Genomic DNA, 13,928 nt, shown 5'->3' on the forward strand with positions numbered 1-13,928 from the left:
GGCCTACGCGTCCGCCACAATGTCGCGATGATCGGCAAAGCGCGCACCCACCGCATGGCGGACGGCATACGAGTACCCGGAACCTGGCGGCACGCGTTCATCCGCAACGGCGACTACCACCTCACCGACCTGTTCATCTAAGCGGACGGCCTCATCGACTGCTGGGGCCTGGTCACCCTTGAGGAGTTCGAGGAGAAGCTGCGCTGCGGCTGGGTCGCCACCGAACTCCCGGAAGGCGCCAGGGCGTCCGGCCACGAGTTGGCCTCCTGGAAGTTCAGCGAGCCGTACACCTGGCTCACCCCTGAGCTGTTGCTCGCCGAGGTGCGCGACACCATCGAGCAGCTCAACGGGCGGCCGGACTCGACGGATCGGTGTCTGGCCGCCGTTGACGCCTTCCTCGCCGACCGCACCGAGGAGCGGCGGGCCGCCGCCCGCGCCGCCTACCTCGCCATCCCGGAAACGCAGCGCCACTACGCGCTCGGCGACATGGACCGCAAGGACGGGCCGCTGCAGGTGCTGGTGCTCGGGCCGGGCGGGCACACGGAGGACTGGCCGGACGACGCGATCACGCAGGAGGAGTACGACGAGGCGGTCGCCTACTTCGAGGACCGGGCGAAGTGGATCGCCGAACGGCCCTCGCGGGCACCGGCGGACGGACCCGCGACCTGCGTCGCCCCCGCGATCCACCTCTACCAGAGCTATCCGCTGAAGCCGTCCGACGATCCGGGCACGAAGGCCCTGCGCAACGACTACCCGGCACCTGTCGACGTGGACGGCACCACCTACCTCTCCGTCGCGCACGCGTACTGGGCCCTCTCGACCGCCGACCCCGACGCCCGCGCCGCGATCACCGAAGCGGACAGCTCGTTCGAGGCGAAGAAGCTCGCCGCCGAGGCCGGCCGGCGCGACGGCTGGGAGCAGGCCCGTCTGGCTGTGATGACCCGTCTGCTGCGGGCCAAGTACACCCAGCACCCGGCCCTGGCCGAAGTGCTTCTGGCCACCGACGACGCGACCCTCGTCTACGACGACGTCGACTCCGCCTTCTGGGGCGACAGTTCGGGCCGCGGTCGGAACTGGACCGGCCGCCTCCTGGAACTCATTCGTTCGGAACTGCACGCGGAGCGCCGCGGCTGACCGGGGCGAGCAGCGGCAGTGTGCGGGTGACGGTCAGCAGTCTGCGTACGGCGCTGCTCGCGGCGTGGACGCAGAGTGTCTTGCCGTCCCGGAGTGCGCGTTGACGGATGCGCAGCAGGATGTTGAGGCCGGAGCAGTCGCAGAAGTCGACCTTGCTCAGGTCGAGGTCGACACCGTGACGCGACCGGTCGAGAGCCGCACGCAGCGTGCTGTGCAGGAGGTGGTCGGCGTCGATGTCGATCTCGCCGGTGACCGCGACCAGCTGACGGTCGCCTGCTGGGCGGACCTCGATCTCAAGGCGCGGCAGCGGCCGGCCACTCGGCGAGTAGGCCGGTGCCGCGTAGGTGGTGCACCCGCGATTGATCTGTGCGGGTATCGCATGCTCTGGCATGGCATTGGCTCCCCAGGCGTCCGCCGGTGCCCTGCTTGGCTTCCTTCAGGTTCCGCCTCCATCCCTGGCACGTCAAGAGATACCTGAAAAGTATTTCGCCTATTTGTATGCGCGAAAGGTGCGTCATACCCTGAGGGGATGGGTGCTGTACCTGAACCGCACGCGGGCTGGACGTTCTTGACCAATCACGCCCGCGTGCTGGCCGCGATCGCCGATGATCCTTCCGTCCGTATACGCGACATCGCCGCGCACTGCCGCCTCACCGAGCGTGCCGTCCAGAGAATCATCTCCGATCTGGAGGAATCCGGATATCTCTCCCACACCCGGCAGGGCCGTTCCAACACCTATCGCATCGAACCGGGCACCCCTCTGCGGCACCCGGCGGAGGCCGGGCTGACCGTGGCGACGCTGCTCGCGGTCCTGGCCCAGCACGACGAGCAGCGGGGGCAGCAGCCTCAGCATCTGTGAACGCCGCCGGCGGGTGACGCACGTGGGGCGATGAGTTTTCGCGGGCCCGGGATGAGCGGGCCCGGCCCACGCCTCGCCGCCGCCCCGACCCCCGCTGATCAGCCCTGTTCCACCTGGTGGGTGAGGTCGCCGAGGTCGGTGTTGGCGCCGCAGAGGACGACGGCGACCTTCTCGCCGTCGCCGGGCCGGTAGCCGAAGCCCGCCGTGCCGGGCAGGTCCCGGTCGGACGCGTGGTGCCGCGGCGTGGTGAGGGCTGCGAGCGCGGTCGCGGCGGCGTGCTCCACGGCGATGCGACGGTGGTCCCACAGCGCCTGTCGGGCGCGGACGATCTCGCTGTCGGGTACGAGTGCGGAGTGCACGTCGGCCTGCTGGGCGGCGTGCAGGGCCATCGCCGAGGCGCGGCGCGCGCCGAGGGCGTCCGCGGCGATCGAGTCGACCGTGACGTCGACCGGACGACCGGCCCCGATCGCGGCGTTCAGCGCCCGGCAGTTCTCCGGCTCGACCGCGACGACGCGTACGCCGTGGTGCTGGGCGGCGGTGGCGACGCCCGCGAACAGGCCCCCGCCGCCCACCGCGACCACCACGGTGTTCAGGTCGGGGACCTGTTGGAGGATCTCCTCCAGCAGGGTGCCGGCCCCGGCGGCGATGAGCGGGTGGTCGTACGCGTGCGAGGCGAGCGCGCCGGTCGTGGCGGCGAAGTCCTCGCACGCGGCCAGGGCGTCCGCGTACTCGGCGCCGACCAGCCGGACGTCGGCGCCGAAGCCGCGCAGCCCGGCGACCTTGACGGCGGGCGCGGTGGTGGGCAGGAAGACGGTGGCGGTGACGCCCTGCTGCTGGGCGGCCCATGCGCAGGCGAGCCCGGCGTTCCCGCCGGAGGCGATCGTCACCCCGGCGTCCGGGAGGGTCCCGGCCTCGCGGTGGGCCTGGATGAAGTTCTGCGCCCCACGGGCCTTGAACGAGCCGGTGTGCTGCATGAACTCCAGCGCCAGCCACACCTTGGAGGCCTCTTCGGGGCGGTCGCCGAGCGGGCCGCGACGGGCGGCGCGGACCTCCCCGGGATCGGCCGGGGCGAGGGCGACGGGCCGGACGCGTCCGGCGATGCGGTCGGCGGCCGCCTTGACGTCGCCGTACGTGAGCTGGTGCATGTCGGGGACTCCCATGCGGAGGGGGCGCTCAGGACGAGGCGTGGCCCCGGGCGGTGACGATGACGATGACGTTCGATACGCTGTACCGTACGCTGGCTCACATGCCCAGGCAATCCGCATCCCTCGACCTCGCGACCCCCGAGCGCATCGCCGAGGCCGCCCTGCTCATCGTGGACCGGGAAGGCTCCGCGGCCCTGAGCTTCCGGACCCTGGCCGCCCGGCTCGGTATCGCCCACGCCACGCTCCAGCGCCGCTGCACGGACCTGGCCGGGCTCCTCGACCTGTGCGTGGACCACCTCGCCGCATCTCTGCCCGACATCGGACCCGGCACTGCCTGGGCGGATGCCACCGAAGCCCGCTTCCGGCGCCTGTACGAGCTGCTGGCCGCCCATCCGGGCCTGATCGCCCTGCGCGGCGCCCGCCCCTGGCTCGGCCCCCAGATCCTCAAGCGCCTGGTCGAGCCGCAACTGGCCGATTCCCTCGCGGCCGGGATGACGCCCCAGGAGGCGATCACCTGCTACCGGCGGATGTACCTGCTGACCCTGGGCAGCGCGAGCTTCGTCGACCACCACGACCCCGGCGCCGCCCAGGCCGCCACCCGCACCGCGCTGGCCGCGCTGGACCCCGCCGAGTTCCCGGTGCTGACCGGGCACCTTGCCGCCATCCTGCCCGCCGTGGTCGACCACGAGGTCTTCTTCGGGGCGCTCCGCCAGCTCATCGACGCGGCCGACCCGACCCGGACTGCCGTGACTCCGGGCGGCGTTCGGTAACGGCCGCTCGGCACCGCCTGAGCCCGCACGTGCTCCCGGATCTTGCCCGGGAGCACGCATCGGCGGTCGGGTTCCCCGTCGTACTTCTGCCCTGACGGGTGGTCAGAAGCGGCCGTGGACGGCCTCCGGGTCCGTGGGTGAGACCGCGGCCACGGAGGCCTTCGCGGCCGGGGTGGGCTCGACGTAGGTCGGTGCCGGGTCGGCCTCCGGGGCGCAGGTCTTGGCGATGGATCCCTTGCCGGTGGGCAGGGTTCCGTCGCGGAGGTAGGCGACGAAGGTGTCGTCCAGGCAGGCGTTGCCGTGGAAGAGGACCTCGTGGAAGCTGCCGCCGTTCTGGACGACCAGCTTGGAGCCGGGCAGCGCCTTGTGCATCGCGACCGCGCCGGGGTAGGGCGTGGCCGCGTCCTCGGTCGCCTGGAACAGCAGCACCGGCGGAAGGCCCTTGCCGGTGACCTTCAGTCGGCCCGGGCCGCCCTGGTAGGGCCAGAACATGCAGGCGGCGTTGTACCACATGTTGTTGTACGTGTAGAACGGCGCGACCGCGTTGACCTTGGCCTGGTCCTTCTTCCAGAACTCCCAGTCCCGGGGCCAGGCGCTCTCCGTGCACTGCGTGGCGTTGTAGTTCGGGAAGGCCCCGTCGTCGGCGCCCGGCGCGGCGTACCGGTTGTAGGCGATGTTCAGCGGCCGGGTGTCGTGCCGGGTGAGGTAGCCCGAGAGCACCGTGGCCATCCGGGGCCAGCGCAGGAAGTTGTAGCCGCCGCCGTAGAAGGTGTCCTCGAACTCTGCCGGGCCGATCTTGCCGGGAGCGGGCGCGGCGGACACCGGGGCGGTGCGCAGCGCGTCCTCCATGGCGTAGTACTTCTTGATCACGGCGTCCGCGTCGGTGCCGAGGTGGTAGACCGAGTCGGCTTTGGCCGTCCACTCCGCGAAGGCGCGGAAGCGCCGCTCGTGCTCCTTGTCCTGGAGGATGTTGTGGTCGTACCAGGAGATGGTGGGACCGACGATGCTGTCCAGGACCATGCGCCGTACATGGGACGGGAACAGCTGGCCGTAGGTGGAGCCCAGCGAGGTGCCCCACGAGCCGCCGTAGAAGTTGATCTTCTTGGCGCCGAGCGCGCCGCGGATGCGGTCCATGTCCCGTGCACTGTCGACCGTCGTCATGTGCGGCAGGATCCAGCTCCAGTCCGCCGCGCAGTCGGCGGCGTACGTCGCGGCCCTGCCGAGCCACGCCTTCTCGGTGCCGTGGCCGACCTGGTAGTCGGGCCGTTCGCCGTCGAAGTAGTGCGCGTCGCAGACCACATGGGGTTCGCTGCCGTTGGTGCCACGGGGGTCGAAGCCGATCCAGTCGTACGTCGAGGCGACGTCGGCCGGGATCTGGCCGGTGATGTACGCGGGCATCCACAGCCCGCTGGCGCCGGGGCCGCCGGGGTTGAGCAGGATCGGACCCTGCTGCTTGGCCTTGGGGGCGGTGGCGGGCAGCCGGTTGAGCTTGATCTTGATCTTCCGCCCGTCCGGGTGGGCGTAGTCCACCGGGACCTCCAGCATCGCGCACTGCAGCGCCGGGGTCGTGGTGTCACCGCAGGACGTCCAGGCGATCCGGCCCGCGCCGGTCTCGTGGCTTTCGCTGTCGGGGGCCGCGGCGACCGGGACCGCGCTGCCCAGTAGGACGGTCGAGACCGCAACGGCCAGCAGTGCCAATGGTCTTCGCATGTGCCCTCCTCAGTCGGCGCGCCATGGCGGCGCGACGGGGTCAGGCAAATCATGTGACATGTGCAATGGCACATGTCACGTAGTGGAATTACTCGTTATGCAACCGTGATTGAGCGCCGGAGGAAGTACGGAAGGGGCGACCGCACCCCACTCGGTGGGTGCGGTCGCCCCTGGCTGTCGACCGGTCGTCGGCCCGGTCCGTGGCTCGCGTGTCAGTGGACCGTGACGCGGTCCTCGTGGGGCAGGGAGCCGGCCGGCTGATCGGCGTGGTGGCGGCCCTTGGTGCGGCCCGGGCGGACCGGCCACCAGATGCTCCGGCCGAGGAGGGCGGCGAGCGCGGGCACCAGCACGATGGACAGGACGAAGGCGGAGAGGAGGATGCCGAGCCCGGTCGCGAAGCCGATCTGCTGGGTGGCGGGCGCCGCGTTCACCGCGAGGCTGCCGAAGGAGGCGGCGAGGACCACACCGGCCGTGGCGATGGCGGGAGCGGTGTGGCGTACGGCGCGGGCGACGGCGGCCCGGGCCGGTCCCGGGCGTTCCATCTCTTCGCGGATCCGGTCGCTGATGAGGATGTTGTAGTCGGTGCCGAGGGCGACCACGAAGAGGAACAGCACCAGCGGCAGGACGAAGTTGACGCCCGGCTTGTCGAGCAGGTGCTGGAAGAAGAGCGCGGAGGCGCCCAGCGTCGCGGCGAAGCCGAGCCCCACGGCGATCATCAGGACGGCCGGGGCGAGCAGGCTCCTCAGCAGGACGATCAGGATGAGGGCGATCAAGCCCGCGGCGACCGGGAACACGGTCTTCAGATCGTGGTCGACGGCGGTGGAGATGTCCGCGAAGATCGCCGCCGTACCGCCGACATGGGCCTCCATACCGGCAGGCGTGTGGAGGGCGACGGTGTCGCGGACCGGCCCCGAGACGAGGTCGCGGGCCTTCTTGCTCTGGGTGTCGGCGGTGAGGTAGACGTCGATGCGGGCCGCCGTACGGTCCTCGTTCAGCACGGTCTGGCCGACCTGGCCGACGCCTTGGACCTTGGTGAGGGCCTTGGGCAGTGCGTCGACGCTTCGGGTGGTGAGGGTACGGCCCCGGTCGGCCGTGACGTAGACGGTGGTCGGATCCGACACCCCGGCAGGCAGGGCGCGGTTGATCTCGGCGGCGGTGGCGGCCGCCGGGGTGTCCTCGTTACCGCCCGTCTGGTCGAAGTCCATGCGGATACCGGCGACTCCGGCCGCCAGCGCACCGAGCAGGGCCACGGAGGCCACCACGAGGGTGAGCGGGCGGCGGGCAACCAGGTCACCGACGCGCCCGGCGGTGCCCGGGCGGGGTTCGCGCCGCAGCGCCCGGGAGGGCCAGAACATCTTGCGCCCGCTGACCGCGAGCAGCGCGGGCATCAGGGTGAGGCTGGCGAGCAGCATGACGAGCACGGACAGGGCGATGGCGGGGCCCAGGACGCGGAACTGCCCGAAGGTCGCGATGCCCAGGGTGGCGAAGGCGGCGACGATGGTGAGGGCCGCCGAGGTGATCGCGGTGCCGACCCGGCCGGTGACCTCCGCGGCCACGGCACGGGCGGGCAGGTCGGGATGGGCCCGCAGCTGTTCGCGGAAGCGGAAGAGAAGGAAGAGGAAGTAGTCGACACCGATGCCGATCAGTACGACGCTGATCAGGTTCGGAGTGGAGGTGTCGAGGTCGATGCCGGTGAGCAACGCGGCGCCCACGACCGCCCCGAGCGCGGCGCCGCTGATGATGGCGACCGCCAGCAGGGGCACGAACGCGGCCAGCACACTGCGGAACACCAGAATGTTGACCAGCACGATCAGGCCGACCATGAGCGCGCCGACGACGGTGGTGGTCGTCTCCTCCGCCTCCGTGGTGTCGACGAGGTCGGCGAGTCCGCCGGTGAAGCCGGTACGCATCTGGGCACCGGCGAACTCGTGCTTCACGTTGTCCCGGAAGGCCCGGTAGAGGTCGTGCATACCGGGGTCGGTGGAGTTGCCGGTCAGCTGCACGGAGAGCAGTTCGAAGCCCCGGTCGGGAGCGACCATGGCGGGACTGACCTTGGGCGTCTGGGAGTAGTCCTCGGCCAGGAACGCCGGCTTGTCCCCGCTGGGCTCGGGCATCTTGACGTGCCGTCGGCCCAGCTCCGCCGCGATGTCGCCGACGCGCCGCTGGTCGGCTCCGGTCAGCGCCTCGCCGTCCGTCCGGGCGACGAGCACGGTCACCGCGTTGGCGTCGGGCTTCGCCCCGAACTTCTCCTCGGCGACCTTGAGCGCGGCGGCCGAATCGTACTTCGCGGGCAGGAAGTCCCCGCTCTGGCTCTGGGTGACGCGGAAGAGCAGCGACTGGCCGAGCAGGGCGAGGAAGATGCCCACCACGGCCCAGAGGGCGATGACCTTCCATGGGCTGCGGGTGGAGAACCCGGTCAGGGCGCGGATCACTTTGTCCTCCGACGGTGGCTGGGGTGCGGCGCTTTCGGCCGATGACCAGCACATCAGCGCGGCGGGGCGCAGTCGTCCGAGCGCGGGAGGAGATACGGCCTGGGAGCTCGGGGTGGGCGTGGGCGAGGACTGGGACCCTGGTCCCAGGGCGGGATCGGACCGCGGGCCCGGTACGGGCCCGGTCCGCGATGCGAGACTGGGATCATGGAACGAGGGCCACTGACACACCGTCGGCGGCCCGGATCGCCACTCACAGAATCAGGACCCTCATGGTGACCACGCGCCCCGCGCCCCGGGCCCCCGCGACCCGGCAGGGCGGCGACGCGCCCTGGACGCGCAACGACGGCCTGGTCGCGGTCGGCGCCGGGGTCATGGACCTGCTCAGTTTCACCTTCGCCAGCCTGGCGGGACAGGGCGACGTTCCCGTGGTCGGATGCGTGCTGCTGGTGGTCGCCGCGCTGCCGCTGCTGGTGCGGCGCCGTGCGCCGGTGCTCGTACTCGCGGCCGTGCTGCTGCTGGGACTAGGGCTGAACCTGACCGTGCCCACGGCACTGCACTTCGGCGCCGCCGTGGTGGTCGCGCTCTACTCCGTCGTACGGTTCAGGAGCGCGCCCGTGGTGGTGGCGGCATCGCTGGCCGCGGTGGCGACGCTGGTGGACTGGACGAAGTGGCCGCGGCTGTCGCTGATGGAAATGGTGGGCAACGTGCTCGCCGCCGTGACCGTGATCATCGCGGGGGCGGTGATGAAACGCTGGCAGCGGGACATCGAGGCCAACCGCCGGCTGCTCGCGGACCGGGCCGTGGCGGCCGAACGGCGCCGCATCGCACGGGAGTTGCACGACATCGTGGCGCACCACATCACCACCATGCAGCTGATGGCCGGGGGCGCCCGGGCCAACCTCGCCCGTGACCCGGAGGTGGCCAGGGAGGCGCTGGTCGAACTGGAGGGCTCCGGGCGCATGGCGCTGCACGAGATGCGTCAACTCCTGGACGTACTGCGGGCCGGGGACGAGGCGGAGGACGAGCCGATCGCCCCGCAGCCCGGCATCGCCGACCTGGAGCGCATCGTCGCCGAGTCGTGCCGGGCCGGTCTCCCGACCGCACTCGACGTACGGGGCGGCGAGCGTCCGCTGCCGCCGAGCGTGGGTCTGACGGTGTTCCGGATCGTGCAGGAGTCGCTCACCAACGCGCGCAAGTACGCGGGCGAGGCGCGGGCCCAGGTGCGGTTGACCTACGAGCCGGACGGGGTGGCGGTGGAGGTCTCGGACGACGGGACGGGCGCCTGCGAGGGGCTCGTGCGGGCGGGCACCGCATCGGGTTCCGGCTACGGCCTGGTGGGGATGCGGGAGCGGGCCGCGCTGCACGGCGGGACGTTCGAGGCCGGTCCGCTGGACGAGGCCGGATTCAGGGTGGCGGCACGGCTGCCGCTGACGGCCGACGAGGGGGCGCTGCGGTGAACGGGACGACGGACGACGTGACGCGAACACAGGCCATCAGAGTGCTGATCGCGGACGACCAGCCGCTCGTACGGCGCGGACTCGCTCTGATCCTCACCCCCGACCCGGCCTTCGAGGTGGTGGGCGAGGCGGGCAACGGCGAGGAGGCCGTCGCCCTCGCCCACCGGCTGCGGCCCGACGTCGTGGTGATGGACATCCGGATGCCGGTGCTCGACGGCGTCGCCGCGACCGGCCGGCTCGCGGCGGAACTGCCCGGCTGCCGGGTGCTGGCGCTGAGCACCTTCGACATGGACGAGTACGTGGTGGCCGCGCTGCGCGCCGGGGCCTGCGGATTCCTGCCGAAGGACATCTCACCGGAGGAACTCGTGGCGGCGGTACGGGTGGTGCACACGGGCGAGGCGGCCGTCGCACCCCGGCTGCTGACCCGGTTGATCTCCACGTACGTCAGGGCCCCGGAGCGCCCCGGGCCGCCCCTCGCGCAGATCGGCGATCTGACCCCGCGCGAGGCGGAGGTGTGGCGGCTGATGGCCACGGGCCTCGACAACGCGGAGATCGCCGAGGCGATGAGCGTCAGCGGCTCCACCGTCAAGAACCACATCACCAGCCTCTTCGGCAAACTCGGCGTCCGCGACCGCGCCCAGGCGGTGATCGTGGCGTACGAGACGGGAGTGGTCGAGGTCGGTCGTACGGGCTGAGCGTCGACTCGTCGACTCGTCGGTTCCTCGATCAGATGACGTGAGCGGCGATGGCGTGGGCGCACGTCAGGGACTCCGTGTGCGTCGTGTCCACCTCCACGTCGTAGACGACGCCCTCGTGCGCCATGTGCGCTTGGGATGCGGCCATTCCCCGGGTCCGGTCGCCCCGCGCGGTCTCACGGGCCGCCGCGACCGCGCTCTCGCACCGGACGCCGACCCACAGCACGGCCAGGTCGCCAACAGCCTCGCGCCAGCGCTGCTGGGAGGCGGCTCCGCCGAGGAAGACGTCGTCGACGACGACCCTGGCGCCCGCCCGGGCCGTCGCCGCGACGCCTTCCATCCAGGCCGCCTCCAGCGCCCGGAAGTCGGCCCCGACGTTGACCGTGCCGTCCGCCTCGAACCCGATGCCGTCAGCTGACGTCTGCATGCTCACGGGCATGGCGTCGATGAGCGAGTCGATTCCGAACGCCAGCCACGGATGGGGCAGTACGGCCTGCAGGCACCGTACGATCCCGGATTTACCAGAGCTGGAGCCGCCGTTGAGAATGATCATCTGAGTCGTCACCGCGACACAGTACGGTGCCTGCCCCCGCGGTACGGAATGAGTTTCCGGCCCGTCGTCACGCCGCGCGACGATGTTGCCGAGGCGGCGGGGCCATGATGCGGACATGAGCGACCGTGACGATTTGGTCCGGGTCCGTGGTGAGCTCCGCCCGGCACCCGCATGTCCGGATGTGACAGGGAACCGTCATTGCGGTCGTCGGTGGTGGCAGTGAGGATGGGTGCATGCCCCTCACCCACCGGGTCGTCATCGCGGTCTTCCCCGATGTCGACCTCCTCGACGTCACCGGCCCGGCCGAGGTGTTCGCCCTGGCCAACCGGGAGACCGCGGGCCGCGCCGGCTACCAGGTCCGGCTGGCCGGGCCGGTCGCGGGCGAGGTGCGGACGTCGGCGGGCGTGCGGCTGCTGGCCGATCTGGGCTTCGCTGAGGTCGGCGGGCAGGTGGACACCCTGCTGGTGCCCGGCGCGGTCGACATGACCGACGACGGTCCCGTCGCCCGTATCGACACCGACGTGGTGGCCTGGGTGAAGGAGACCGCCCCGTACGCCCGGCGGGTCGCGTCCGTGTGTGTGGGCGCGCACCTGCTGGCGGCGGCCGGGCTGCTCGACGGGAAGACCGCGACCACCCACTGGTCGACCGCCGCCCAGCTCGCCGCCGATCATCCGGCCGTCACCGTCGACCCGGACCCGATCTTCGTACGCACCGACCGCGGCCGGGTGTGGACCGGGGCCGGGATCAGCGCGTGCCTGGACCTCGCGCTGGCCCTGGTGGCCGAGGACCTGGGGGAGGACGTCGCGCTGGCGGTGGCCAGGCAGCTGGTCATGTACCTCAAACGGCAGGGCGGGCAGAGCCAGTTCTCCGTCCCGCTCAGTCGGCCCGCCGCCTCCCGCCGTGACATCGACGAGCTGCGGCTGTGGATCTCCGAGCACCTCGACGAGGATCTGTCCGCGCAGGCCCTGGCTGCCCGGATGTGCCTGAGCGAGCGGCATTTCGCGCGTGTCTTCAAGCAGGAGACCGGCGCCAGCCCCGCCACGTACGTCGAGGCGGCCCGGGTGGAGGCGGCCCGGCGCCTGCTTGAGACCACGGACTGCCCCCTCGACCAAGTCGCGGCCACAGCCGGGTTGGGCTCGGCCGAGACCCTGCACCGGGCGTTCAAGCGACAGCTGGCCACCACGCCCGCGGCGTACCGCCGCCGCTTCCGTACCACCTGACCGAGTCCCGTCCCACTCACCCCGGACCCCGGCGCGCGAGCGCGACACGGCGCTTCGCCATGCCCGATTCACCCATGAAAGGCACCCGATGAACCCGAACCAGCCCGCAACTCGGCCCGAGACGGCTCAGCCCTCCACGACCCTGCGCGACGTGATCGGCCTGGACGACCAGCCGCCCCGGCTGAGCGAGTCCGTCCTCATCATGATCGACTTCCAGAACACCTACCGCACCGGGGTGATGGCCCTCGACGGCGCGGACGAGGCCGTCGCGGCCGGTGCCCGCCTCCTGGCGCGTGCCCGCGCCGCCGGTACCCCGGTCGTCCACATCGTCAACGACGGCGGCGAGAACACCCCGTACGACATCCGCGCCCACATCGGCGCCATCAGCGACGAGGTCGCTCCGGTGGACGGCGAGCCGGTCGTGGTCAAGCAGTTCCCCAACGCCTTCCACGCCACCGAACTGGAGAAGACCCTGGCCGACTTGGGCGCGGCCGCGGGCGGCGGCAAGGACCTGATCCTGGCCGGGTTCATGACGCACATGTGCGTCAACTACACCGCCCAGGGCGCCTTCAACCTCGGCTACCGCCCCACGGTCGTCGCCGAGACCACCGCGACGCGCGCCCTCACCACGCCCGACGGCACGGTCCTGCCCGCGCCGACCCTCCAGGCCGCAGCCCTGACCACGATCACGGACCTGTTCGGCACGGTCGTCCCCACGGGCGAGGCCCTCCCTGTCTGACCCCCATCCGGCGGTGCGCGGCAGAACCTGCTTCCCTGCCGCGCGCTCGCCGTGCCAGGAGGCTCGGGGGTGTCCGAGCGCGCCGTATGGTGCGCTCCGGTACGGCAGGGAGCCCGGCGCGCATGCCTTCGCGCCCTGTCCGGCACCACGGCCCATCTGGTTGATTCACAGGGTGAATTCGGCAGCCGATACCGCCCTGCCCTATCCCTCCGGCTGGTTCTGCCTGGCCCCGTCCCACGAGCTGGCCGCGGGGGCCGTGCTGACCCGCAGGCTGGCCGGTGAGGACGTCGTCCTCTACCGGACCCGGCCCGGTGCGGCCCACGCCGTACGGCCCTACTGCCCCCATCTGGGTGCCCATGTGGGCGTCGGCGGGACGGTCGAGGGTGAAAACCTCCTCTGCCCCTTCCACCGCTTCGCGTTCGCCCCGGACGGTACGTGTGTGAGCGCACCCGGCAGCCTGCCGCCGCGCGCCCGCCTCGCGCACCTGCCCGTACGAGAACGCAACGGCATGCTGTTCGTCTGGTACGGCCACGGTGGAGCCGCGCCCGGTTGGGAACTCCCGGACGAGCTCGGCACCGCGGCCCCCACCTCCTGGTGGACCCGCGACGTGGCCACCCATCCGCAGGAGGTCATCGAGAACATCGTCGACTACCGGCACCTGGCCGCCCTGCACGGCGCGTCAGCGCAGGAAGTGGCCCCGCCGGAGATCCAAGGGCCGTTTCTGCGCCTGCACTTGCGCTTCGGTGTGGAACGCCACCGCAGGGCGGAGCGCCTCTTCGACGGTACCCAGCAGGAGGTGCTCATGGGCGGACTCGGCATCCTGCTCACCCGGCTCCCGCTGCCCCGTTTCGGCCTGCTGTTCCACCTGTGGAGCCTGCCGACCCCCATCGGCCCCTGGGAGTCCCGGCTTCGCTGCGCCGCCTCCTGCACCGTGACCGACCGACGCCGCTTCCCCGGCCCCGGTCTCCTGCGCAGCCCACTCACCGGGATCGCGGCCCATGCCATGCGCAGGGCCGCGGTCGAACTGCTGGAGCAGGACATCCCGATCTGGAACCACAAGCGGTACCAGCCCCACCCCCGGCTGGCCCGCGGCGACGAGATGATCAGCCGTTTCCGGCGCTGGGCCCGGCAGTTCTATCCGGACGGCTTGTCGTAGGGCCGGCGAAGCCGGGCGGACGCCTCCCCATGGCTGCGCCGGTGACATATCACGGCAC

General features: G+C 71.6%; 13 protein-coding genes. 8 read left to right on the forward strand and 5 right to left on the reverse strand.

Annotated elements, in window-relative coordinates; all coding sequences use genetic code 11:
- Nucleotides 1-258 precede the first annotated feature (258 nt).
- Nucleotides 259-1,134: an NADAR family protein gene (locus OG965_RS36355; protein WP_371656330.1), complete on the forward strand. Its 876-nt coding sequence runs from the start codon at nt 259-261 to the stop codon at nt 1,132-1,134.
- On the opposite strand, the gene OG965_RS36360 is transcribed toward OG965_RS36355, so the two are convergent.
- Nucleotides 1,097-1,525 (reverse strand): STAS domain-containing protein, encoded by a 429-nt coding sequence (locus tag OG965_RS36360; protein WP_371656331.1) that lies wholly within the window; start codon nt 1,523-1,525, stop codon nt 1,097-1,099. The genes OG965_RS36355 and OG965_RS36360 overlap by 38 nt on opposite strands.
- Before the next feature lie 138 nt (nt 1,526-1,663).
- On the opposite strand from OG965_RS36360, the gene OG965_RS36365 reads away from it, so the two are divergent.
- Nucleotides 1,664-1,993: a helix-turn-helix transcriptional regulator gene (locus OG965_RS36365; RefSeq protein WP_371656332.1), complete on the forward strand. Its 330-nt coding sequence runs from the start codon at nt 1,664-1,666 to the stop codon at nt 1,991-1,993.
- Between the two features lie 98 nt (nt 1,994-2,091).
- Here OG965_RS36365 and OG965_RS36370 read toward each other — a convergent pair whose 3' ends face one another.
- Nucleotides 2,092-3,138: a serine/threonine dehydratase gene (locus OG965_RS36370; RefSeq protein ID WP_371656333.1), complete on the reverse strand. Its 1,047-nt coding sequence runs from the start codon at nt 3,136-3,138 to the stop codon at nt 2,092-2,094.
- A gap of 101 nt (nt 3,139-3,239) precedes the next feature.
- Between OG965_RS36370 and OG965_RS36375 the strand changes: the two genes are divergently transcribed.
- Nucleotides 3,240-3,908: a TetR/AcrR family transcriptional regulator gene (locus OG965_RS36375; RefSeq protein ID WP_371656334.1), complete on the forward strand. Its 669-nt coding sequence runs from the start codon at nt 3,240-3,242 to the stop codon at nt 3,906-3,908.
- A gap of 102 nt (nt 3,909-4,010) precedes the next feature.
- Here the strand turns inward: OG965_RS36375 and OG965_RS36380 are convergent, their stop codons facing one another.
- A complete protein-coding gene (locus tag OG965_RS36380; protein WP_371656335.1) occupies nt 4,011-5,618 on the reverse strand; it encodes an alpha/beta hydrolase in 1,608 nt (535 codons plus the stop codon).
- 212 nt (nt 5,619-5,830) lie between these two features.
- Nucleotides 5,831-8,050 carry an MMPL family transporter gene (locus OG965_RS36385; RefSeq protein WP_371656336.1) on the reverse strand — a complete coding sequence of 740 codons (2,220 nt, stop codon included), beginning with the start codon at nt 8,048-8,050 and terminating at the stop codon, nt 5,831-5,833.
- A gap of 269 nt (nt 8,051-8,319) precedes the next feature.
- Here OG965_RS36385 and OG965_RS36390 point away from each other — a divergent pair, with 269 nt between their 5' ends.
- Both OG965_RS36390 and OG965_RS36395 read left to right on the forward strand, forming a co-directional pair.
- Nucleotides 8,320-9,507: a sensor histidine kinase gene (locus tag OG965_RS36390; RefSeq protein WP_371656337.1), complete on the forward strand. Its 1,188-nt coding sequence runs from the start codon at nt 8,320-8,322 to the stop codon at nt 9,505-9,507.
- Nucleotides 9,504-10,202 carry a response regulator gene (locus OG965_RS36395; RefSeq protein ID WP_371656338.1) on the forward strand — a complete coding sequence of 233 codons (699 nt, stop codon included), beginning with the start codon at nt 9,504-9,506 and terminating at the stop codon, nt 10,200-10,202. The genes OG965_RS36390 and OG965_RS36395 overlap by 4 nt, the downstream gene beginning before the upstream one ends.
- Before the next feature lie 31 nt (nt 10,203-10,233).
- Here OG965_RS36395 and cpt read toward each other — a convergent pair whose 3' ends face one another.
- Nucleotides 10,234-10,755: a chloramphenicol phosphotransferase CPT gene (gene cpt / locus OG965_RS36400; RefSeq protein ID WP_371657158.1), complete on the reverse strand. Its 522-nt coding sequence runs from the start codon at nt 10,753-10,755 to the stop codon at nt 10,234-10,236.
- Between the two features lie 233 nt (nt 10,756-10,988).
- Between cpt and OG965_RS36405 the strand changes: the two genes are divergently transcribed.
- The 3 genes from OG965_RS36405 to OG965_RS36415 all read left to right on the forward strand — a co-directional run bounded on the left by OG965_RS36405 (nt 10,989) and on the right by OG965_RS36415 (nt 13,870).
- Nucleotides 10,989-11,975 (forward strand): GlxA family transcriptional regulator, encoded by a 987-nt coding sequence (locus tag OG965_RS36405; protein ID WP_371656339.1) that lies wholly within the window; start codon nt 10,989-10,991, stop codon nt 11,973-11,975.
- Between the two features lie 88 nt (nt 11,976-12,063).
- Nucleotides 12,064-12,714, forward strand: a complete 651-nt coding sequence (locus OG965_RS36410; RefSeq protein ID WP_371656340.1) for an isochorismatase family protein — start codon at nt 12,064-12,066, stop codon at nt 12,712-12,714.
- A 172-nt stretch (nt 12,715-12,886) separates the two neighbouring features.
- Nucleotides 12,887-13,870, forward strand: a complete 984-nt coding sequence (locus OG965_RS36415; protein WP_371656341.1) for an aromatic ring-hydroxylating dioxygenase subunit alpha — start codon at nt 12,887-12,889, stop codon at nt 13,868-13,870.
- Nucleotides 13,871-13,928 lie beyond the last annotated feature (58 nt).

The organism is Streptomyces sp. NBC_00224 (assembly GCF_041435195.1).
Lineage (GTDB): Bacteria > Actinomycetota > Actinomycetes > Streptomycetales > Streptomycetaceae > Streptomyces.